This is a genomic window from Pseudomonas sp. Pseusp11 (genome assembly GCF_047304405.1).
In the GTDB taxonomy this organism is placed as follows: domain Bacteria; phylum Pseudomonadota; class Gammaproteobacteria; order Pseudomonadales; family Pseudomonadaceae; genus Aquipseudomonas.
In genome coordinates this window covers 89,079-111,498 of the sequence record NZ_JBGLZF010000010.1, presented here as the reverse complement: position 1 = coordinate 111,498, position 22,420 = coordinate 89,079, and the positions used below count along the sequence as shown (strand labels likewise).

Annotated in this window: 19 protein-coding genes; 9 read left to right on the top strand and 10 right to left on the bottom strand. The window is 61.0% G+C overall.

Features of this window, described 5'->3' with window-relative positions:
• The first annotated feature begins 74 nt into the window (after positions 1 to 74).
• A complete protein-coding gene (locus tag ACCC96_RS10705) occupies positions 75 to 1,016 on the top strand; it encodes a LysR substrate-binding domain-containing protein (RefSeq protein ID WP_413695784.1) in 942 nt (313 codons plus the stop codon).
• Between the two features lie 136 nt (positions 1,017 to 1,152).
• A complete protein-coding gene (locus tag ACCC96_RS10700; RefSeq protein WP_413695819.1) occupies positions 1,153 to 2,262 on the top strand; it encodes an MFS transporter in 1,110 nt (369 codons plus the stop codon).
• 41 nt (positions 2,263 to 2,303) lie between these two features.
• Here ACCC96_RS10700 and ACCC96_RS10695 read toward each other — a convergent pair whose 3' ends face one another.
• The gene (locus ACCC96_RS10695; protein ID WP_413695783.1) at positions 2,304 to 3,206 is read right to left on the bottom strand and encodes a LysR family transcriptional regulator; all 903 of its coding nucleotides are present in this window, start codon (positions 3,204 to 3,206) and stop codon (positions 2,304 to 2,306) included.
• A gap of 117 nt (positions 3,207 to 3,323) precedes the next feature.
• Between ACCC96_RS10695 and ACCC96_RS10690 the strand changes: the two genes are divergently transcribed.
• From ACCC96_RS10690 to ACCC96_RS10665, 6 genes are all read left to right on the top strand, one after another.
• Positions 3,324 to 4,514, top strand: a complete 1,191-nt coding sequence (locus ACCC96_RS10690; protein ID WP_413695782.1) for a CaiB/BaiF CoA transferase family protein — start codon at positions 3,324 to 3,326, stop codon at positions 4,512 to 4,514.
• 14 nt (positions 4,515 to 4,528) lie between these two features.
• On the top strand, positions 4,529 to 5,497 hold the full coding sequence (locus ACCC96_RS10685; RefSeq protein ID WP_413695781.1) for a hydroxymethylglutaryl-CoA lyase: 969 nt from the start codon (positions 4,529 to 4,531) through the stop codon (positions 5,495 to 5,497).
• Positions 5,494 to 5,889, top strand: a complete 396-nt coding sequence (locus ACCC96_RS10680; RefSeq protein ID WP_007995886.1) for a VOC family protein — start codon at positions 5,494 to 5,496, stop codon at positions 5,887 to 5,889. The genes ACCC96_RS10685 and ACCC96_RS10680 overlap by 4 nt, the downstream gene beginning before the upstream one ends.
• Positions 5,886 to 6,827 carry a D-2-hydroxyacid dehydrogenase gene (locus ACCC96_RS10675; protein ID WP_413695780.1) on the top strand — a complete coding sequence of 314 codons (942 nt, stop codon included), beginning with the start codon at positions 5,886 to 5,888 and terminating at the stop codon, positions 6,825 to 6,827. The genes ACCC96_RS10680 and ACCC96_RS10675 overlap by 4 nt, the downstream gene beginning before the upstream one ends.
• Before the next feature lie 166 nt (positions 6,828 to 6,993).
• Positions 6,994 to 7,377 carry a VOC family protein gene (locus ACCC96_RS10670; protein WP_026345858.1) on the top strand — a complete coding sequence of 128 codons (384 nt, stop codon included), beginning with the start codon at positions 6,994 to 6,996 and terminating at the stop codon, positions 7,375 to 7,377.
• Positions 7,378 to 7,473: 96 nt separating this feature from the next.
• Entirely contained in the window at positions 7,474 to 8,805 is a 1,332-nt protein-coding gene (locus ACCC96_RS10665) for a dicarboxylate/amino acid:cation symporter (RefSeq protein ID WP_413695779.1), read from the top strand.
• Between the two features lie 97 nt (positions 8,806 to 8,902).
• Here the strand turns inward: ACCC96_RS10665 and ACCC96_RS10660 are convergent, their stop codons facing one another.
• The 7 genes from ACCC96_RS10660 to ACCC96_RS10630 all read right to left on the bottom strand — a co-directional run bounded on the left by ACCC96_RS10660 (position 8,903) and on the right by ACCC96_RS10630 (position 16,103).
• Entirely contained in the window at positions 8,903 to 9,811 is a 909-nt protein-coding gene (locus ACCC96_RS10660; RefSeq protein WP_007940239.1) for a MurR/RpiR family transcriptional regulator, read from the bottom strand.
• 119 nt (positions 9,812 to 9,930) lie between these two features.
• Positions 9,931 to 10,695, bottom strand: coding sequence for an ABC transporter ATP-binding protein (locus ACCC96_RS10655; protein ID WP_413695778.1), 765 nt, complete (start codon positions 10,693 to 10,695; stop codon positions 9,931 to 9,933).
• Positions 10,696 to 10,713: 18 nt separating this feature from the next.
• Positions 10,714 to 11,826, bottom strand: a complete 1,113-nt coding sequence (locus tag ACCC96_RS10650; protein ID WP_413695777.1) for a succinylglutamate desuccinylase/aspartoacylase family protein — start codon at positions 11,824 to 11,826, stop codon at positions 10,714 to 10,716.
• Positions 11,827 to 11,835: 9 nt separating this feature from the next.
• A complete protein-coding gene (locus tag ACCC96_RS10645; RefSeq protein WP_018928327.1) occupies positions 11,836 to 12,534 on the bottom strand; it encodes an ABC transporter permease in 699 nt (232 codons plus the stop codon).
• Between the two features lie 14 nt (positions 12,535 to 12,548).
• Complete coding sequence (locus ACCC96_RS10640) at positions 12,549 to 13,238, bottom strand: ABC transporter permease (protein WP_413695776.1); 690 nt, start codon at positions 13,236 to 13,238, stop codon at positions 12,549 to 12,551.
• Between the two features lie 91 nt (positions 13,239 to 13,329).
• Positions 13,330 to 14,106, bottom strand: coding sequence for an ABC transporter substrate-binding protein (locus ACCC96_RS10635; RefSeq protein ID WP_019581928.1), 777 nt, complete (start codon positions 14,104 to 14,106; stop codon positions 13,330 to 13,332).
• 293 nt (positions 14,107 to 14,399) lie between these two features.
• Positions 14,400 to 16,103, bottom strand: coding sequence for an ABC transporter ATP-binding protein/permease (locus tag ACCC96_RS10630; protein WP_413695775.1), 1,704 nt, complete (start codon positions 16,101 to 16,103; stop codon positions 14,400 to 14,402).
• A gap of 106 nt (positions 16,104 to 16,209) precedes the next feature.
• On the opposite strand from ACCC96_RS10630, the gene fhuF reads away from it, so the two are divergent.
• Positions 16,210 to 16,956 (top strand): siderophore-iron reductase FhuF, encoded by a 747-nt coding sequence (fhuF, locus tag ACCC96_RS10625; RefSeq protein WP_413695774.1) that lies wholly within the window; start codon positions 16,210 to 16,212, stop codon positions 16,954 to 16,956.
• Here the strand turns inward: fhuF and ACCC96_RS10620 are convergent.
• Both ACCC96_RS10620 and ACCC96_RS10615 read right to left on the bottom strand, forming a co-directional pair.
• Positions 16,947 to 18,590 (bottom strand): cyclic peptide export ABC transporter, encoded by a 1,644-nt coding sequence (locus ACCC96_RS10620; RefSeq protein ID WP_413695773.1) that lies wholly within the window; start codon positions 18,588 to 18,590, stop codon positions 16,947 to 16,949. The genes fhuF and ACCC96_RS10620 overlap by 10 nt on opposite strands.
• The gene (locus tag ACCC96_RS10615; RefSeq protein ID WP_413695772.1) at positions 18,587 to 22,414 is read right to left on the bottom strand and encodes a non-ribosomal peptide synthetase; all 3,828 of its coding nucleotides are present in this window, start codon (positions 22,412 to 22,414) and stop codon (positions 18,587 to 18,589) included. The genes ACCC96_RS10620 and ACCC96_RS10615 overlap by 4 nt, the downstream gene beginning before the upstream one ends.
• Between the last annotated feature and the right edge of the window lie 6 nt (positions 22,415 to 22,420).

Here is a 22,420-nt window from a genome sequence, read left to right as displayed (position 1 = left end):
GTTGGCGAGGCATTCCAAGGTGCGCAAATGCGATTACACTCACAACACTTTCGACGCATATCGCGCCGAGCCCGATGCTGACTGGCCTGGTAATGGATGTCGTTCAACTCAAGACCCTGATTCATGTGGCCGAGCTGGGCAGTCTCAGCAAGGCCTCGGATCGTCTTCACATCGCGCAGCCGGCCCTGAGCCGGCAAATCCGGTTGCTGGAAAAGGAACTCGGCACCTACCTGTTCGACCGACATGGGCGAGGCATGGAAATTACCGAGGCCGGCCGCGAAGTGCTGGCCCATGCCACCCGAATCATGGAAGAGATGGAGTCCATCCGAAGCTCGGTGGTGGGCGGAAAAACCTCTTTCCGGGGAACGGTGGTCATCGGGACAACGCCGACGGTCGCGGAAATCGTCACCGTCCCTCTGGTGCGCAAGATCAAAGAGGCGCATCCGAATCTCGGCATCAGGTTTTCCTCGGCCTTCAGCGGCTACCTGCTGGATTGGGTTCAGCGTGGCGAGTTGGAACTGGCGATTTCCTACGATCCGCAACCCCTGCACACGCTGCGTATCGTACCGGTGATGATGGAAAACCTGCTGCTGGTCGGCCCTTCCAGCGCCAACCTGCGTCTTGATACGCCGGTGTCGTTCGCGTCTCTGGCCGAGCAGCAATTGGTACTGCCCAGCGCCCGACATGGCCTTCGGGTGATTCTGGATAACTGTGCGCGTGAAGTCGGGATCAAGCTCAAGACCAGCGTTGAAGCCGACTCCTTTGGCGCGATGATCGACCTGGTCCGCAATGGCTTCGGTTTGACCGCGTTGCCGTTGGCCTCGATTTACGCGCAAATCGAAGCGGGCGTGCTCAGTGCGGCACCGTTGGTTGACCCCGCTCCCATGCGTAAATTGGTCCTGGTCTTTCCCGCGGACAGGCGCGTCAGCCCGGCCGCGAAATTTGTCGGGGATGCCTTTATCGAAATTGCAGCCGATCTGGTCAATCGCAAAATCTGGGCCGGGCACATGCTTTGAGCCATCGGCCAATCTATTAGCCCCTACCCGTTGTTGCGCAGCTGCTCACGACTTCTGCTTTTTTCTCACCACTGATGACACTGTCTTGAACCATCAAACGCGACTGCCTGGCGTATTCGGCATTTTTATATTGGGGATGCTGCAAGTTCTGGTCTGGGGAGGTTCGTTCTTCCTGATGGCCGTCATGGCTGAGCCAATCATGAAAGAGACCGGCTGGGCCAGCCAATGGGTGTATGGCGCGCTGTCTCTGAGCATTCTGGTTTCTGCAATGCTGGCGCCATTGACCAGCCGACTTATCGCCCGCTACGGCGGCCGCCCCATCCTTGCCAGTAGCGGCCTGGGCGTCGCCATCGGGTTGTTTCTGATGGCGAGCTCGACCTCGTTGCCGATGTTTCTTTTGTCTTGGGCAGTGATTGGCGTCGGTATGGCGCTGGGGCTGTATGAAGCGTTGTTCGCCGCTTTAGGTTCTCTGTACGGGGAGCGGGCGGGCAGTGCGATTACCGGGATCACGCTTATTTCAGGGTTTGCGACAACGCTGTCGTGGCCAGCGGTTGCGTTGGTTATCGAGCATGTTGGCTGGCGCACGACGTGTGTGGCTTATGGGGTGTTATTGATCATTGCCGTGGCACCGCTTTATCTCTGGGTACTGGCGCGGGGCACGGGGTCACTCGCAAAAAGCCATGCCATGAGTGATGAAAGCCTCTCGATCGACCGGCGGATCTACTTGCTGCTCACACTGATTTTTGCGTTGGGTGCAGTGATCATGACGGCGATGTCTGTCCAGCTGATTTCATTGTTGCAGGGGCAGGGCTATTCGCTTGCAGCCGCCATCGGACTGAGCGCCTTGCTGGGTCCAAGTCAGGTCGGTTCACGTGTTCTGCAAGTGTTTTCGCGAAAGAGACATCCAATCTGGACGACATTGATCTGCGTGGTATTCGTGGCAGTTGGTCTGTTGCTGGTGACCATGGCGCCGGCAATGACCGCAGTGGGGCTGGTGATCTACGGCGCGGGTAATGGTTTGCGGGCGATCGTTCGAGGCCTGCTGCCGCTGGCCCTTATGTCGCCCACCCATTATGTTTTGCTGATGGGGCGCATGGCTCGGCCTTCGCTCATTGGACAAGCCTTGACCCCCCTCGCTGGCGGCTACCTATTGCAGACCTGGGGCGCCGGCGGAGTGCTTGCGGGCTTGAGTTCGTTGGCCGTATTGAATGTGCTGTTGGTCTTGCTGCTCATTAGGCTGGTGTGAAAGGCTGGTGTGAAAACAACAGTGCCGACCCTGCGACAAGGTCAGCCATGCACGCTGCTCAGATACTCGAACAACTTGGCCGCTTCCGGGGTCAGTTGCGCCTGACTCGCAACCCCCACGAACAAGGTGCGGTGCGCCCAGTCATCGCTCAGGTCGACAGCAATCAGACGGCTGCCGAGCAATTCGGCACGCACGGATGACAACGGTAAAATCCCGATGCCCAAGCCTGCTTCGATCATGCGACAGATGCCGTCGAAGCTGCTGACCTGGATCCGTACCTTGAGGATCTTGCCCGCACTCACGGCAGCATCAGTGATTCTGCGCAGCAACGAGCTGCCTTGGTTGAGCGCGACATAATCGAAGCCAAGCGTGTCGGCAAAGGACACGCTGCGCTCATTCGCCAGTTCATGGCCGACCGGCACCAGGAGCACGAGTCGGTCGTCACGATAGGGCAGTTTGTACATGCCCTCGGCCGGTACGTTGTCGGCAAAAATGCCGATGTCGGCGCGCCCGTTTTCCACGGCTTGAATAATCGGTTCGCTGAGTGCTTCTTCCAGCCCAATACGCACGTTCGGGTTGGCGCGCAGGAAAGACGCGAGGTCGTCCGGCAGAAACTGGACGACGGCGGAAGTGTTGGCGAACAACCGCACATGCCCGCGCACCCCGACCGCGTAATCGCTGGCGTCGCATGCCATCCGGTTCACGCCTTCCAGAATCGTTCTGGCATGTTCAACGATCCCTTGTCCCGCGGCGGTCAGTTCGAGCCCCCTTGGCAGGCGCACGAACAGTGGGCACTGGGTGGTTCGCTCCAGCTCGGCTAACCGTTTGCTGGCCGCCGAGACCGTCATGTTGGCCTTTTCGGCGGCACGGGTCAGGTTGCCGGATTCGGCGGCGAAGATCAGCAGGCGCAACGACAGCAGATCGAAATGCAGGGGATTGATCATCAAGAGGATCCAAGGTTTTCCATTCTGGAAAGAGTAGTGGCGAAATTTGAAATTTTCATCTGCCCGGTTTGTGTCGATTATCCATGCCACAAGCACTCAACAAGAACGGGAAACGTCATGAGGTTACCTCTGCAAGGTGTCAAGGTCGTGGAGCTCGGTCAACTGATTGCCGGGCCATTTGCGGCGAAAATGCTCGGTGAATTTGGCGCCGACGTGATCAAGATCGAGCCTCCGGTCACCGGTGACCCATTGCGCAAATGGCGCTTGCTGCATGACGGTACTTCCGTCTGGTGGGCCGCGCAATCGCGCAACAAACGCTCGCTGACCCTTGATTTGCGCCAGGCTGAAGCCCAACAAGTGGTGCGCCAGTTGCTGGCCGACGCGGATGTACTGATAGAGAACTTTCGCCCAGGGACTCTGGAAAGCTGGGGCCTGGGTTGGGACACGCTGCACGCCCTGAATCCAAAACTGATCATGCTCCGGGTCTCGGGTTACGGCCAGACCGGGCCATACCGTGACCGCCCTGGATTTGGCGTGATTGGTGAAGCGATGGGCGGGCTGCGGCATCTTTCCGGAGAGCCCGGGCGCACGCCGGTCAGGGTTGGCGTTTCCATCGGCGACTCGTTGTCGGCCTTGCACGGGGTGATCGGGATTCTGCTTGCCCTGCGTCATCGCGAGCAGAACGGCGGTGACGGCCAACAGATCGACGTGGCGCTGTACGAGTCGGTGTTCAACATGATGGAAAGCCTGTTGCCCGAGTACTCGGTGTTCAATGCCGTTCGCGAGCCTGCCGGCAGCAGTTTGCCGGGTATCGCGCCGACCAATGCCTATCGCTGCCGTGACGGTGGTTTTGCCTTGATAGCCGGCAATGGCGACAGCATCTATCAGCGCCTGATGGAGGTGATTGGTCGCCGTGATCTGGGGGCTGATCCAGCGCTCGCGCAGAACCACGGCCGAGTGTTGCAGGTTGAGCGCATCGATGCCGCCATCTCCGAATGGACCGCGCGGCTCAGCCTCGACGAAGTCTTGTCGATCCTGACCGAGGCGCGCATCCCGGCCGGCCGGATTTACAACGCTGCCGACATTGCCCAGGACCCGCATTACCGGGCGCGCGACATGCTGCTCGACAGCCAGCTGGACGACGGCACGCCGGTGACCTTGCCCGGCATCGTCCCCAAGCTGGGTACCACGCCTGGCAGTGTGACTCGCTCGGCGCCGACCCTTGGTCAGCATACCGCCGAGATTCTTGGCGAGCTTGGCATCGACGCTGCGCAGCAAGCCGACTGGCGCCAGCGCGGCATCATTTGAACCGGAGAATCAACATGCAACGTCTTTTCTTGCAGGAAGTCGCCACCCGTGATGGCTTTCAGAATGAAGCGCGCTTTATCGAAACCGTCGACAAGATCGCCATGATCGATGCGCTCAGTCAGTGCGGTTTCGCCAAGATCGAGGTCACCTCGTTCACATCGCCCAAGGCCATTACCGCGCTGCGCGACGCCGAGGCAGTGATGCAGGGGATCCGCCGCAACCCGGCGGTGGAATACACCGTGCTGGTGCCCAATGTGCGAGGGGCCGAACGAGCCCTGGCGTGCAACATCGATGAAGCCAACCTGGTGATGTCGGTCAGCGAGCCGCACAACCGTTCCAATCTGCGCATGAGCCGCGAGCAGTCGTTTGCCCAGCTCAGCGAAGTGGTCAGCGTGATCGGTCAGGGGCCGGTGGCGATCAACGTGTCGTTGTCGACCGTGTTCGGCTGCCCGATGCAGGGCGATGTACCGGTGGGGGAGGTGCTGCATTGGGTCGAGCGTTTCGCCGAGCTGGGAGCTCGCGGCGTGACCTTGTGTGACACCACCGGCATGGCGTACCCGAGTCAGGTCGAGATGCTGTCCCGGGCCGTCCGTGAGCGTTTTCCGGCGCTGCAGCTGACCCTGCATTTTCACAATACCCGTGGCATGGGCCTGGCCAATGCGCTGGCGGCCATCGAGGCCGGGGTCGATCGTTTCGACTCGTCCCTTGGCGGCCTGGGCGGTTGCCCTTATGCGCCGGGGGCCAGCGGCAATGTGTGCACCGAAGACCTGTTGCACATGCTGCAGTTGATGGGCTTCAACACCGGGGTTGATCTGGACCGGGTGCTGGCAGTTGCCGCGCAGTTGCCGGGTTTGGTCGGCCACGACATTCCCAGCCAGATCCTCAAGGCCGGCAAACGCTTGGACTTGCACCCGATACCCGCCCATGTCGCCAGCCTGGAAAAACAGGTGCCGTCGGCCCGAGCCCAGGAGCTGCACTCATGATCGATCATCTCGACCATCTAGTGCTGACCACCATCGACCCCGTGGCTGCCGAGGATTTTTACGTGCGGGTCATGGGCATGCAGGTGCAAACCTTTGCTGGTGGGCGCAAGGCGTTCGCTTTCGGCCAGCAGAAAATCAACCTGCACGTGCGTGGCCACGAGTTCGAGCCCAAGGCGCATTTGCCGGTGCCGGGAGCGCTGGACCTGTGTTTTATCGCCTCGATCCCACTGGACCAAGTGATTGCGCACCTGGCCCGTGTCGACTGGCCCATCATCGAAGGCCCGGTGTTACGTACCGGTGCCACCGGGCCGATACGTTCGGTGTATGTGCGTGATCCGGACCTGAACCTGATCGAGATTTCCGAACCCGTCCAGCCGGAGCGTGCAGCATGAAAGTGGTATTTCTTGATAGCGATAGCCTGCCCGTAAGCATTGCTCGCCCGGCCTGGGTCACCGACTGGCAGGACCGCCCCGACACGGCGCCGGACCAGGTGGTGGACGCTGCACTGGGGGCCGATGCGGTGATCACCAACAAGGTGCGCATCGGCCGGGCCGAACTTGAGCAACTGCCGAACCTGCGCTTCGTCTGCGTCGCGGCCACCGGTTACGACTGTATTGATCTGGCGGCCTGCCGTGATTTTGCCGTGACGGTGTGTAACGTCCCGGCCTACTCGGCACAAAGCGTCGCCGAGTCGGTGATCGCGTCAATCTTCGCCCTGCGTCGACAGCTGTTCGCTTACCAGTCTGCTGCGCTGCGGGACTGGTCGGACTCGCGGCATTTCTGCGTCCATCGCGCGCCGATCCGCGATGTTCAGGGCAGTGTGTTGGGCATCGTCGGGCGGGGCGGAATCGGTTTGGCTACGGCGCGTCTGGCGAGTGCGCTGGGCATGCAGTTGTTGTTTGCCGAACACCGTGGCGTGGTCCCGGTGCGCAAGGGGTATCAGTCCTTTGAAACGGTGCTGGCGCAAAGCGACGTGATCTCATTGCACTGTCCTCTGACCGAGCGTACCCGACACCTGATCGGGGCCCTGGAACTGGCGCAGATGAAACCCGGCGCGTTGCTGATCAATACCGCTCGCGGACCGCTGGTGGACGAAGCGGCGGTGCTCGATGCGCTGGACAGCGGCCGCCTCGGTGGCGCGGCCCTCGATGTGCTTTGCCAGGAGCCACCACCGGCCGACCACCTTTTGCTCAATAGCCGCCACGCCAACCTGATCGTCACGCCCCACGTGGCCTGGGCCAGCCAGAGCAGCCTGCAACGGCTGGCCGACGGCATCCTTGGCAACCTGCAGGGCTACCACTCGGGGAACCTGATCAACCTCGTGTCGTGAAGGCTCCACCACCCAACAAGAAGGTCCACTCATGAAAACAATAACAATCACACCGGTCCGTCAGTTTGTCTCGTTGTTCATTGCCGCGCTGTCCCTGGGCGCATTGCTGCAGGTAACGCCTGCCGTGGCGACCGCCATCGTGCCGCCAGGTGCTCCGGTGGTTGGGATGATCGATCACGTCGACCACATCGTCCTGACTGCCACCGACCCGCAAGCGACCATTCATTTCTACACCGAGGTGATGGGCATGCACCTGGAGAAATTCGGCGAGGGCCGGGTGGCTTTCACGTTCGGCAACCAGAAAATCAACATGCACGTGCGCGGTCATGAAATCGAACCCAAGGCCCACGTGCCCGTGCCAGGGGCCCTGGACCTGTGCTTTATCGCCAGCGCGCCACTGGACGAAGTCATCGCCCACCTCAAAACGGTGAACTGGCCGCTGGTGGAAGGTCCGGTGACCCGAACCGGGGCCCGGGGGCCCATTCGCTCGGTGTACCTGCGCGATCCCGATCTCAACCTGATCGAGATTTCCGAGTACATCCAGAAGTAATCATTCCCCCGAACACTCTTTCCCAGGCGATCGGTCGTGCACCGATGTGGCGGTCGGCTACCTGGGGAAATGCATCACGCCTGCGAGGAAGCCATCATGACAACAACAATTACACCCTCGATTGCCGAAAAAAAGCCGAGCCATTCACGCCTGCGCCGAGTGTTCCGCCACCTGTATGTGCAGGTGCTGCTGGCGATTGTGCTGGGCATCATCTTCGGTCATTTCTATCCCAGTCTCGGCGAAGAAATGAAGCCCCTGGGCGATACGTTCATCAAGCTGATCAAGATGCTGATTGCGCCGATCATCTTCTGCACCGTGGTCAGTGGCATTGCCAGCATGCAGAGCCTCAAGCGCATCGGCCGGGTTGGCTTCAAGTCGTTGCTGTACTTCGAAGTGCTGACCACCCTGGCGCTGGTGATCGGGCTGATCGGGGTCAACCTGATGCAGCCTGGTACGGGCATGCACATCAACCCGGCGACCCTCGACGGCCATGCCATCGACAGCTACAGCAAGTTGGCCCATGAACAGAGTGTGGTGGGCTTTCTCACCCATATCGTGCCCAGTACCGTGTTCGGTGCCTTTGCTGAGGGCGATATTCTCCAGGTGTTGTTCATTTCCATTCTGTTTGCCTTCGCCTTGCAGATGCTCGGTGCTGCCGGCAAGCCGTTGCTGAGCCTGATCGATCTGGTAGCCCAGGCGTTCTTCCGCATGGTCAAGATCGTGATGTATGTCTCGCCGCTGGGGGCCTTCGGCGGCATGGCCTTTACGATCGGCAAGTACGGTGTCGGCTCCCTGGGGGCGTATGGCAACTTGCTGATCTGCTATTACGTGACGGCGCTGTTTTTTGTGTTCGTGATTCTCAACCTGGTCGCGCGCCTGGCCGGTTTCAGCCTGTGGCAGTTTCTCAAGTACATCCGCGATGAGCTGTTTCTGGTGTTGGGCACCTCATCTTCGGAGTCGGCCTTGCCTCGGTTGATGGGCAAGCTCGAGCGCCTGGGGTGCGAGAAGTCGGTGGTGGGGCTGGTGGTGCCTTCGGGATACTGTTTCAACCTCGATGGCAGCTGCATCAACATGACGGTGCTGGCGATTTTCATCGCCCAGGCGCTGGATATCCCCCTCGACCTGTGGCACCAGGTCACCTTGTTGTTGATTCTGTTGCTGACCTCCAAGGGCGCGGCCAGTGTCACCGGCGGTGCGTTCATTACCCTCGCGGCCACCCTTGGCAGCCTGGATGTGATTCCGGCGGCCGGGTTGGTGTTGGTGCTTGGGGTCTACCGGTTTATTTCCGAGGGCGGGGCGTTGATCAACGTCATCGGCAACGGTGTCGCCACGCTGTTCATCGCCAAGTGGGAAGGGGCGCTGGACGAACAGACGTTGGCGTCAGAGTTGCGCAATGGTTGTGCCCGGGAGGTTGAGGCACAGTCCTGAACGAGTTGTCGCAAGACAGCCCCAAGACCGCTCGGTCCACGAAAGCCAGGCGGTTTTGGGTTTCCAGATTGCCCATGGGGCAAGCCCTCGTCAGATATCACTTCTTCGACGATTTACTGCTGGCGGGGATGTGCAAGTAAGACATCACGCTCTCGGTCAGCTCGGTCGCCAGCTTGACCGCTTCTTTATTGCGCGCCATCACACCCGCCACCAATCCTTCGATCAAGGCGAGCACGGCGATGTTGGAGCTGGTCATTACCGGATGGTCGGCGGGGGCAAACAGCACGTGTTCGGCAATGCTGGTGAGCGGCGATGCGGGTGAGTCGGTGATCGCCAGCACCGAGGCGCCGCGTTCATTGGCGAAGCGTGCGAGTTGCAGGGTATCGAGGGAATAGCGCGGCAGGGAGATCGCCAGCAACACATCCTGATCGGTGATGGCGGCCAGGCGGTAAGCGGCGTTTTCGTTGCCGCCCTCCATGCTGATGGCGGTGGCGTCTGCACAGAAGGGCATCAGGGTCGAGGCGGCGAGGCCTGCGAAGTAGACGCTGTTGCCAAAGCCCAGGATGTAAATTTTGCGCGCTTCGATCAGGCGGGTGACGAACGCTTCAAAGGTGTCGGCGTGGTTGTTGGTGGCTGCCGTGGCGAGGTTGCTGGTGGCGCTCTGGATTTGCTCATGCAGGCCAAATGCACCGCCGGGACGATGCGCCAGTTCGTTGCGCAGTTTGTCGACCGGCGACACCATCTGCTGCAACGTCGCGACCAGCTCGGCCTTCATGCCGGTGTAGCCACCCAGGTTCAGCGCCTTGGCCAGACGATTGACCGCGGCCGGCGAGGTGGAGGTTTCATGGGCCATTTCTTCGATGGTCAGCGTCGCGGCCCTTAGCGGGTGACGCAGGATAAAATCCGCCACCTTGCGCAGTGAAGGCTGTAGATCGGAAACGATTTCCGCCAGTTTACGCATCACCGGCGCGGCATAGACCGTGGTGTCTTTCGAAGGGGTCGGCATGTCCGGCTCTACAGTTCCTGAAGGGTTGGAGAAGGCTTGGTTCGAGGTTGGCTGGAGTGTATCGCATGCCAAACCTCGTTGTGCATCGCCAAGCCAGGGAGCGGCGAGCGAGCCGGTGGTTATTTCAAGCTGCCGGCCAGAAACTGCCGAAGCCGCTCGGACTGTGGATTGACCAGCACTTCACGCGGATTGCCGCGCTCCTCGACCAGGCCCTTGTGCAGGAACACCAGCTGGTTCGAGACCTCGCGGGCAAAGCCCATTTCGTGGGTCACGACCACCATGGTGCGGCCTTCGAGTGCGAGGTCCTGCATGACTTTCAGCACCTCGCCGACCAGCTCGGGGTCGAGGGCTGAGGTTGGTTCATCGAATAGCATCACTTCCGGCTCCATGGCCAGCGCCCGGGCAATCGCTACCCGCTGCTGCTCACCACCCGACATATGTGCCGGCCAGGCGTCCATGCGGTGCGCCACGCCGACTTTGTTCAGGTAATGCTCGGCCTTTTCCCGCGCCTGTTTCTTGTTCATTCCCAGCACATGCACTGGGGCCTCCATGACGTTTTCAAGGGCGCTCATGTGCGACCAGAGGTTGAAATGCTGAAACACCATCGACAGTCGCGAACGCATGCGTTGTAGTTGTTTGGGCTCGGCAGCCTTGAGCCCGCCGAGTTTGTTGGTCACCAGCTTGAGCTGTTCGCCATTGAGCACGATGCTGCCGGCGTTGGGCTGCTCCAGCAGGTTGATGCAACGCAGGAAGGTGCTTTTGCCGGAACCGCTGGAGCCGATGATGCTGATCACGTCACCGGCCTTCGCCTCCAGGGACACGCCCTTGAGCACTTCGTGGGTGCCGTAGCTTTTGTGAAGATCCTGAATTTCAAGTTTGTACATGGTTTCAACTCTCTGGAATCAGTCGCTGAGCAAGCGGCCTTGGCGAATAGGGCGAGTACCGGCCACTTTGGCCAGCCACAAACCGGGCTGGGCAAAGCGCAGACGTTCACGGGCATAGAGGATGCCGTCGGTGCTGGCGCGCACGATGCTGTGGCGATCGGTCAGCGGATCAATCACTTCGAACAGCGGGTCGCCGACCCTGACCCGGGCACCCAGCGGTTGCAGAAAACTCACCACACCCGGGTGCGGTGCGTAGGCGTACTGCGCGCCGGCGAAGGGTGTCGCTTCACACTCGGTCGGTGGCGCGGCCGGCCAGTCACCGCTGATCAGGCCTTGCTCGGCGAGATAGCCGAGAATGGCCTGCGCGCTGTCGATGCAGGACTCGCGTTCGGTATCGGCCATGCCGCGCAGTTCAATGGTGGTCGCCACACAGGCCAAAGAAATATCGGCTTCAGGAAAGAGTTCGGCCAGACGCAACCAGGGAATCGCGCAGGCTTCATCAAAGGCACTGCCGCCCGCATCCTCGGCCAGCAATGCGGCGCCGGCACCCAGTCGAGCGGCCAATGAGCGCAGGCGCGGCCAGTGTTGCGGCATGGCGTAAAGCAGCATGATCGACTCGAAATCGCAGTGCAGGTCCAGCACCACATCGGCGTCACAGGCATGTGAAAGCAACAGGCGGCGCAGGCCATCGAGTTCCGAGGTCGGCGGTGGCATGTCGGCGAGAACATCGGCCATGGCGCGGCGGATCAACCCGGTGTTGACGTCGGCGTGGGTGCCCAGTTGACCTTTCACCAGCGCCGCCACAGCTTCGGCCAGCTCTGGAAAATCACGATTGAAGTTCTTCCCGCTGGAGAACTCAAAACGGCCTTGATGGGTGGCCTGGAACATCTGGGCGATGCCAATCGGGTTGGCCATCGGCACCAACTCGACGACCCCATTCAGGCGACCTTGTTCTTCCAGCACGCGCAGACGCTGCTTAAGTTCAACCGCCACGCGCATCCCCGGCAACTCGTCGGCATGCAGGGAGGCCTGGATGTAGGCCTTGCGTGGCCCGCTGCCAAAACGAAACAGCGACAGCCGTCGTTCTGTGCCCGAGGCACCCCACGGCAACAGGTATTCAATGTGCTCCATAACAGCTCCTTAGTGCTTGCGCGGTGCCAGATACGCCAGCCAGCGGCGCTCGGCCAGCTTGAACAGACGAACCAGGATGAAGGTCAGGGCCAGGTAGATAAGGCCAGCGGTGATGAACGCCTCGAATGGCAGATAGAACCGCGAACTGACCGTACGAGCGGCTCCGGTGATGTCGACCAGGGTGACGATCGACGCCAGGCTGGTGGTTTGCAGCATCATCAGCACTTCGTTGCTGTATTGCGGCAGTGCCCGGCGCAAGGCGGACGGCAGGAGCACGCGGCGGTACAAGGTAAAGCGCGACATGCCCATGGCCTTGGCGGCTTCGATCTCGCCGTGGGCCGTGGCCTTCAAACTGCCGGCCAGCAGTTCCGCGCTATAGGCACTGGTATTGATCGCGAAGGCCAGGCAGGCACAAAAGGTTGCGCTGGACAGGTAAGGCCAGAGCACGCTTTGGCGTACCGCTTCGAACTGCGCCAAGCCGTAATAGATCAGGAACAATTGCACCAGCATCGGGGTGCCGCGAATCACATAGGTGTAGAGCCAGGCCGGGAAGCTGATCAACGGCGATCGGGAGACGCGCATCAGCGCTAAAGGAATCGCCAGCACCAGGCCAACGGCCAGGGAAATCAGCAGAACTTTGAGGGTCAACAAGGCGCCATTGAGGTACAGCGGCAGGTTTTCCCAGATCAGGTTGTAGTCGAGAATCATGGCTGTGCTCCCCGTCACAGTTCGGCGGCTTTGACGCCGACCGAGTAGTGGTTTTCCAGATAGCGCAGCACCAGCAATGACACGCTGGTCAGCATCAGGTAGAGCGCGGCCACCGCGAGGAAAAACGTGAACGGCTCATGGGTGGCGTCCGCTGCGTTTTTGGCTTTGAACATCATGTCCTGCAACCCGATCACCGAGATCAGCGCGGTGGATTTGGTCAGCACCAACCAGTTGTTGGTGAACCCCGGAATGGCGAAACGAATCATCTGCGGCACCAGAATCCGCCAGAACACCTGAGCGCCGCTCATGCCATAAGCCACGCCGGCCTCGCCCTGGCCTTTGGGGATCGCCATAAAGGCGCCGCGAAAGGTTTCCGAGAGATAGGCACCGAAAATGAAGCCCATGGTGCAGACGCCGGCGATAAAGGGGTTGATGTCGATGTAGCGGGTGTAACCGAGCGCGAGGGCAACGCGGTTCACCAGATCCTGGCCGCCGTAGAAAATCAGCAGGATCAACACCAGGTCGGGAATACCGCGAATCAGGGTGGTATAGCCTTCGCCCAGCACCGCCAGCCATTTGAACGGTGACAGACGAAAGGCGGCGCCGATCAGACCCAGGGCAATCGCCATGGTCATGGAAGTCAGGGCCAGATTAATGGTCAGCCAGGCGCCATCGAGAATGCTCGATCCGTAGCCGTGAAGCATGATGAAGTTCCTCAAGCGAGCGCCGGGAGGCGCGCGAGACAAGCCAAAAGTGGCACCCGCAAACGCCGGCGCCAGGGTTTCGGATAACGGCTTATTCGCCGTAGATATCGAAGGCGAAGTACTTGGCCATCACTTGCTGGTACTTGCCATTGGCGCGGATGGCGTCAATCGCTGCGCTCAGGCGTGCAACGTTCGCACTGTCGCCTTTACGCACCGCGATCCCGGCGCCTCTGCCGAAGTATTTCGGGTCGTTGATGTCCGGCCCAACCAGAGCGAAACCTTTACCTATGGGGGTTTTGATGAAGCTCTCATCGGTGTTGACGATGTCGGCGAGGGTGGCGTCCAGGCGACCTGATGCCAGATCGAGGAAAGCTTCATTTTGTGAGCCGTAGCGGACCACTTCGACACCGGCTTGCGCCAGCTGCTCGGTGGCGAAACGGTCGTAGGTCGAGGCGCGTTGCACGCCGACTTTCTTGCCTTTGAGATCGACCAGCGGGTCGTTGATCACGCTGCCGCTCTTCATCGCGAACTTGCCCGGCGTGTGGTAGTACTTTTTGCTGAAGTCGACCGACTTCATACGGTCTTCAGTGATCGACATCGACGACAGCACTGCGTCGATCTTGCGCACTTTGAGCGACGGGATCATGCCGTCGAATTCCTGGATGACCCACTCGCATTTGACCTTCATCTCTGCGCACAGCGCGTTGCCGATGTCGTAATCGAAACCACTGACATTGCCCTCCGGCGTCTTGAAGGAGAAGGGCGGGTAGGCGGCTTCGATGCCGATACGCAGGCTGTCCTCGTCGGCGTGCGCCAGCAAGCTTGCGGCGCACAGTGCCAGAGCACCTAGAAGTTCTGTCTTGTTCATATTGTTGACTCCTTGGATGGGGCGTTGGTGATACGGGGCTGCCGTCCGGTCTGGCGAGGTGGACTGTCCTGATGATTTACGAGGCTATAAATGACATAAAATATTTCACAAATCAACTGTGTGAAAATAAACATATCAAAGTGGGGCGACAGCTAACCGCTGCAAGACAGGTTTGGCTGCGGGGTGAAGGCGACATTGAAAGAAAAAAGGCAGTCGCCCGTTCAGGTTGACTGCCTTAGACCCGACCGGGGCAAGCCCCTAAAGCCGGTTCGACGTTATCCAGCGTCTTGCCCTCAGAATTCCAGCGTGGTGGACGGGATTGGCTTGGGCAAGGATGGCGACGCGGCTGGCACCACATCGACCACACGGGTGTGGTAGCCACCGAGGCTTTCACGATGGCCGATGCTGACCACCGTAATGTCGGTGGCCGCCAGCGCCTTGTACAAACGTCGTTCTGCAATGTCGTCCAGCCCCGAAGTGGCTTCGTCAAGAAACAGCAACGGTGGCTGTATCAGCAAGGCGCGGGCCATGGCCATGCGCTGTTGCTCACCGGGGCTCAGACGTCGGCTCCAGTCATCGGTGCTGTGCAGCGGAAGGTGCTGCAACTCTGCCAGTTTGAGTACCTCTTCCAGGCGCGTTTCATCGATGTCGACAGCGCTGGCCTCGCCAGTTCGATGCAGCAGCTCATGCAGCGAACCGCTTGGCAGATAAGGCCTTTGAGGCAGAATGAGCAGGCCCTCCCGGTCCAGTTCGGCACTGCCCTGGTGCCGTGGCCACAATCCGGCCAGTGAGCGCAGCAGGGTGGTCTTGCCCACGCCCGAAGGACCGCGCAGCAGCAGCCGTTCGCCGGGTGCCAATATCAGCGTCAGCGGTTCGAACAGCGGTAAGCCGTGCTCGTTCAGCGGTGCAAAGTCATGTAGCCGCAAGCCGGCAGTACGACCGGTGACGGGGTCAACCGGAGCGGGCAGCGCTTCGAGTTCACGCCAGAAACTGCACAAGCGCGTCTTGGTCGCGCGCCATTCGGCGATCTGCGGGTAGCTGCGAATCAGAAACGACAGCGACGCCTGTATTTCACCAAACGCTGAAGCGATCTGGGTCAGTTGCCCCAATTGAATCTCCCGCGAGAAGAAGCGCGGCGACACCAGCAGCAAGGGGAGGGTGAAAGCGAACCGCTCATAGGCCGCGTTAATGCCCAGCAGGTGTTTTTTCGAGCGAACCAGCTTGGCGTAATTGCTCAGCAGCAGTCCCAACTGCCCCAGTAACTGCTTGCTTTCCCAGCCGTGGCCACGGGAAAGGGCGACGTTTTCGGCGTCTTCACGCAAGCGCGTCAGGCCGAAACGGAAATCCGCCTCACGGCGTTGTTGCAGGAAGTTGAGCCCGATCAGAGGTTTGCCGATCCAGTGCGCAATGCCGCTGCCAATCACGGCGTAGATCAAGGCGAGCCACAACATGTAGCCGGGGATGGCGACGGCATGCCCGGCGACTTCGAACTCCAGCGTGCCGGAAATGCGCCACATGATAAGGCAGAACAGTACCACCAGAATGATCGCCTGCAGCAGGTTCAGGCCCAGCTCCAGGGTCTGCTCGACGAAGATTTTGCAGTCTTCGGCTATGCGCTGGTCGGGGTTGTCGTAGGTCACGCTGTGAAAGCGGCTGCGGTAGTAACGCTGGCTGTCGAGCCATTTGGCGAGAAAGGCCTGGGTGAGTTTTTCTCGCCAGTTGATCAGCAAGCGCTGCTGCACCTGGAACTTGGCCATGGTGCAGGCGATGAAGGCGACGTCCAGCACCAGTAGTTCCACGACGTGATACCCGAACGCGGCGGCATCCAGGCTTTGCAACGAGTTGTAAAAACCCAGGCTCCACTCGTTCCAGCGCACCTGGATCGCAATAATGCCGGCCACCGCCAGCATGGCCATGGTGAGAGTCAGCCAGGCGCGACGGCGGCCTTCAGCCGACCAGTAAGGCGCGGCCAGCAATTTCATATCATGGATGAACATCAGAGCGTCCTGCCTGGCAAACTCGGGGGATGACCCGCCGTGTAGAGTCTTCGGAATTCAAAAAACGTGGTAGGTTAACAGTTCTCAAACTCAGTTACGAAACCTCATGACGTCTCTTCAAACCACTGCCCGCATGCTCGACGAAACCCTGCTCGATCAGTTGTTTCGTTTCGAGGGCGCCTTTTTGCGCAGTACGTGCCGAATGAGCAGCCAGGTCGAAGGTCGTGGATTGATTGAGTTTCGCGACCCGCAAACCTGCACTGAGCTGTTGGGTTTGTACGCCCACTACTATCCCGCCGCGCCGCGTGCCGCGCTGGTGTCGCAATGGTCGATGGATTTGATTTGCGTGACGCTGGCCTTGCCGCTGGCCGCCGCTGCGCAGAATGTGCGCTGCACCGTGCGTGATCCTCACGTGGTGCTGGAAGGAGGCATGCCCGTGGCTCAGCTGTTTGCAGCAGGCGAAGTGGTGCCCTTGAGTGACCCGCTGGCCTTCGTGCAACAACTGCTGGTTGAAGATATGGCGCATTTGGTCCTGGCCTTGGCCAGTGCCGGGCGGGTGGCCCAGCGCTTGCTGTGGAATAACGTGGCGGCCGCCATCGATGTTGCGCTCGACTACTTCCAGATGCCGCAAGCTTCACAGTGGCGCGATCATCTGTTCCGGGAGCGGCACTGGGCCGACGGTACGCGCAATCCACTGTACGGCTTCCTGCAACTGGCTCCCGGCCCGAGTGGCGTGCCGTTGCTGATGCGCAAGGTATGCTGCCTGCACCACCAGTTGGGTGATGCGCGCCCGTACTGCGACAACTGTCCGCTGGTGCCGGGCGCTGACATCACGCAGCCTTATCAGGCATAAGCCGCATGGGCCTCGACCTGGGTGAGGCGGCCATTTTCGACTTTCAATACTCGGTCGGCTTGTTGGAAATAGGCGTCGTCGTGGGTGATCACAATCACGGTTTTGCCCCGGGCTTTTAACTCCGGCAACAACTCCATATAGAACACTCGCTTGAAGGTCGGGTCCTGGTCGGCGGCCCATTCGTCGAACAGATAAAACGGCTTGTCGTCCAGATACGCCGACACCAGCGCCAGCCGCTTGCGTTGACCCGTGGACAGATCCACGGTGGAAAAACGATCGTCGACGATGCTGACCTTGTGCCCCAATCCCAAGGCTTTTACATAGCGCGTCGCCTCGGCGGTGCGCTGTTCTGCGCCCGGTCCGTCGTCGCCCAGCAGATGTTCGAACAGATGGAAGTCAGCGAACACGGCGGCAAAGTGCTGACGGTATTGCTCACGGTTGTCGTCGTCCACCTCCACACCGTTGAGCACCATACAGCCGCTTTCCGGCGCATACAGCCCGAGCAGCAGCATGGAAAGCGTGGTCTTGCCACTGCCGTTACCGCCGACCACAAACACCAGTTCACCCTGTTCCAGCGTCAGGTCCACCGGCCCGAGCATGAAGGGATGATCCTCATGTTCGCCGGGATAGCGATGGCACACACCGTTGAGCAACAGGCGCATCGGGCCTTTACTGGCGAACACGTTACCGACCGGCGCGGCCGCCTGGGCTTCAGCACTCAGTTCGGCGTCCAGTTGGCGAATGCGATTCAGGGCGATACTGGCCTGCCGCAGCGAGGGCAGGGCGATCATCAGATCGGAAATCGGTCGCACCAGATACAGCAACGTCACGGTGAAGCTGGTCAGCACGGTAATCGATTGCGGCAGCCAGAACGGTACGACAAACAGCAGCACGCCAAGGTTGAGGTAGAACAGCAGCGTGCCGAGGTTGGCCACCACCGAATACCCGGCCATGCCGCGCAGGAACCGCACGCGAAACTCATCGGCGCCCGGACGGATGACCCGCTCGACGAAGGCTTCGCCACGGGCGTTGCTCAGCTGCAATTCCTTGCTGCCTTCGATCAGGCTGCGAAAGTGCTGATAAAGCACATCCTTTTGTTGGCGTACCCGCTCCAGATGGCTTAACGGCCCGCGTTCGGCCAGGTGAAACGCGATCAGGCCGACCAGCAGGAACAATGCCAGAATCAACAGCAACGACCATGACAACCACGCCAGGTAGGCGAAGCACGCCAACGTCACCACGGCGTTGACGAACAACAGCGGCACCCACTCGAACGCCGCGGTAAAGGTGTGCACGTCTTCGGTAAGGATCACCAGCAAACGGTGTTTGCCCATGCCTTGCAGGCGTTTGAGCGGGGTGGCGAGCAGTTTGCGCGAGAGGTCGATGCGCATCTGGAAAATCGCGCTTTGGGTCAGGTGCAGCAGCGACAGTTCCGAGCAGAGTTTGCTCAGCAGCATGCCGACGCACAGCCCGAAAAACCCCAGGGCCAGTTCCGGCAATTGCTGCGGGTTGGCCAGCCCGCGGTTGATCAGCATCACCAGCCCCGCACCGGCCAGCCCGCCCAGTGCGCCGGTGATCGAGGCCAGTGCCAGCAGGCGTGCCGATTGGCGGTAGAGATAAAGAATCAGGTTCATGCGACGGCTTCCGTCGAGGCCACGGCCAGCGACTTGTTGAGTTGTTCATGGAAGACAGGCTGCTCGAGGATCGTGTCGTGATCGGCAGCGACCTGATGATGACAGGTTCGCTGGCTGATCGCGTCCCACTGCGCAGGCAGGGTCGGGCGCTCGACAAGAGTCTGTTCGGCCCACCACAGATGCAGGGAGGCGCGTACGGCGGGCACTGAGTAGCCGCTGACCCAACGACGTGCGTCGGCCATCACATTCAAGGTCTGTTCGATGTATGCCAGCGGTGCATTGAGGTCCAGGCCGTTGGCGCTCGTCCATTGCAGCAAGGCGAAACGCAATTGCTCCATGCGGCCCAATTCAGCGGTGGCTGTACGCAGTTGGGTCAAACGCTCCGGGTCGAGCGTGGCCAGTCGCTGGCGACTGTCGCTGCTCAATTCTTGCTGCACGACTGAGTACAACGCCTCCCACGCCAGTGTTTCGTCCTCGGCGTGGAACGTGCTGTCGAACAGGCCCAGCCACTCAACCGTTTGCCCTAGCGCCTCCAGTTGTCGAGTCAGTTCCAGTGCGAGTAATCCACCCATGGACCAACCGCCCAGGCGATACGGACCTTGCGTCTGAGTCTGCTGGATCAGCGGCAAGTATTCGCTGGCCAATGCGACGAGGTCCTGGTTGCGCAGCGACTCGGGCAACGCAATGCCGTACACCGGCATCGCCTGCGGTAACCCGGCGACCATCGGTAAATAGTGGTGAACTCCCCCCGCAGGTTGGTGCAGGCAGAACAACGGCGTCTGTCCTGCTTCGCCGGCCTGCAAGGTGATGACAGCCGCGTGGTCGTGCGACCGGGTAATCTGCTCGGCGAGCCCCATCAGCGTCGGGTGCTGGAAGATGATGTTGACCGGCACCTCGATGCCCAGCGTGGCACGCAGCCTTGCGGTCATGCGCACCACCAGCAACGAATGGCCACCAAGGGCGAAAAAGTCGTCGTGACGACCGATCACCTTGGCCTCCAGCAGTTCTTGCCACACCGCCGCGAGTACCTGTTCGACATGACCTTCGGGCGCCGCGTAAGCCGCCAGGCTGCGGTTCGGCACCCGGGCCAGCAAGGCACGATGATCGATCTTGCCGTTGGCGGTGCGCGGCAGTTGCGCCAGCCATTGGATGTCCGCGGGAATCATGTGCGCTGGCAACAGGGTCGCCAGGGACTCACGCACGGTGTTGGCTTGAAGCTCAGAGGCCGATTCAACGAAGGCACGCAAGCTCGGTTCGGCCTGGATGGTGTCCAGCAGGACGACGGCCAGTCTGGCGCCGCTGACGCTGCACAGCGCGGTTTCGATTTCGCCCAGCTCGATGCGGTAACCGCGCAGTTTGATCTGCGAATCGGTGCGCCCGAGGAACACCAGTTGCCCGTCCAGATCCTGCCAGGCGAAATCGCCGGTGCGGTACAGCCGTTGGCCGTCGAGAGAGGGATGACAGGCCTGGATGAATTTCTCGGCGGTCATCTGCGGCAGGCCCAGATAACCTTCGGATACGCCAGGCCCGGCTATATGGATTTCACCCTTGAGCCCCCGGGCCACGGGGGCGCCGTCGCTGTCGAGCACATACACCCGAGTGTGGGCAATGGCGCGGCCGATGGGTACGGATGCTGTGCGCTGATCCGGCCGGCAAAGCGCGACGGTGCTCCACACCGAGGCTTCCGTCGGTCCGTATTCGTTGTACAACTGCGCGTCGGGCTGGCGGTGATAGTGGCTGTCGACCAGCGCTGGCGGGCAGCTTTCACCGGCGACAATCGCGGTGTTCAGCGGGCTCGGGCTGTCGCCCAATTCGTCCAGCAACAACGCGTACAGCGAAGGCAGCGCCAGCAGGTGCGACACGCCGTGGCCGCGGATCAACCGGGCCAGTTGCAGCGGGTCTTTTTGTTCGGCTTCGCTGGCCAGGTGCAGGCACCCGCCCTGGGCGAGGCTCCAGAACAGCCCGGCGATGGAGCTGTCGAAGGCGAACGATGACAACAGCAGAAAGCGTTGCACCGGTTGCGGATACCCCGCCAGCCGCGCCGCCAGCGAATGCAAAGCGTTGGCATGGCTGATGACCACGCCCTTGGGCTGACCGGTACTGCCGGAGGTGTAGATCAGATAGGCCGGTTGGTCTCGGGAGATGTTCGGTTCGTCCTGTAACGGCACTGTCGGCATCGCTTGATCAATCGCCAGCGCACTTGGCTGCCAGTCCGCCGGCAGGTCTTGCACGCGAGCGTGATGGGTCAGTACCAGACGTGCCTGGCTGTCGCGCAGAATATGTTCGATGCGCTCGGTGGGGTAGGCCGGATCGATCGGTACGTAGCAGGCACCGGCGCGCAGAATGGCGACCAGCGCCACGACCGCATCGATGTCGCGCGGCAGGAAATGCGCGATCCGCGTACCGGGTTCCAGGTCTTGGGCGAGCAGTTGTTGGGTGAGGGCACTGACACGCTGATCAAGCTCGGCGTGGCTCAAGGTGCCGCTCGGGCCGGTCACCGCCGGGCGTCCGGCATGGGGGGCCGAACCCCTGGAGAAGCAGGCGGCCAGGTTTGGCAGGGCGAAGGTGGCTGCATAAAGGCGTTCTTGCGCCGGGTTCAGGGTCGGTGCAGTGGCCAGTACGCCGGTCACCCGTTGTTGCTCGGCGGCGCTGCAAGTCGCTAGGCGACTCAGGCTGGCGGACGGCTCGTGCAAACTGTGTTCGATCACGCTCAGCAGTTGTTCGGCGAGGATCTCGACATGGGCGGGCATGTAAAGCGCGGCATCAAAATGTAGCGACAAACCACTGGCCGAGCGCGGCTGATACTGCAACAGCAATGCGCTACCGGCGCTGACACTGTCGGCCTGTTCGAGCTGCCAACCGGCATCGTTCAGGGCACTGTGCGGCGCCAGCGAGAGTTCTCGAAAACCCACGCCCGACAATGGCGGCACATTGCTCAAGTGGCTCGGGTAGCTGTCCCGCGCATCGTTGAGCAGGCCGACACGCTCGCTCAGTTGCTGGCACAGCGCGGCAAACGATAGCTCGGGCGCGGTGTCGAGGGTCAGCGGCAACGGTTCGGAAAACAGCCCGAGGGCATCGCCCAGTACGTCCGGGCGTGCCTGGTTTTCGTAGGCGAGCGTCAGGCGCTCGGCTTCGCTGTAGCGTTGCCACAAGGTGACCCAGGCGGCGAGCACGACAGTGCCGCTGCTGACACCGAGGCGGGTCGCTTGCTGATCGAGGCGTTGCTGGGTTGAGTCGTCGAGCGGCAGTTGTACCCGGCCCGGCTCCACCAGCCCGGAGGTTGTCGGGTTCTGGCGCTGCCAGGGCAAAGGCACGTCCGTGACCACTGCGTTGAACTGCTGCTCCCAGAACTGGCGACCCGCGTCGTCTACCGACTCCAGGCGCCAGGCCGCGTAGTCGGCGTATTGCAGGGGCGGGTCTTGCGGCGCCGCTTGCAAGTAGCCCAGCGCCCATTCTTCACCGAGGTAGCCCAGGCTGGTGCTGTCCAGATGCAACGCCGGCAGGTGCAGCGTCGCTGACTGGGCGTCCACCTGCAGTTCAATTCCCAGCGCCTGCCAATCAGTGGCCGAATCGTCGATCACCTGCATCGGCAGCGACAGGCCCGGCAGTTGCTGGTAACGGGTGCGCAGAATTTCGTGGCGTTGCATCAGCGCCAGCAAACTGTTCTTCAGTCGTGCGCCGTCCAGCGGTTGTTCACTGCGAATGCGCAGTGTCGCCCGCTGGGCTGACGGCGCCAGGCGGGTTTGTTGCAGGCGCCACAGATGAGCCTGTTGCGGCGACAGTTCGAAGCCTTCGAACGGCGTGTCTTGGTGAGTCTGAGTCATGCTGAG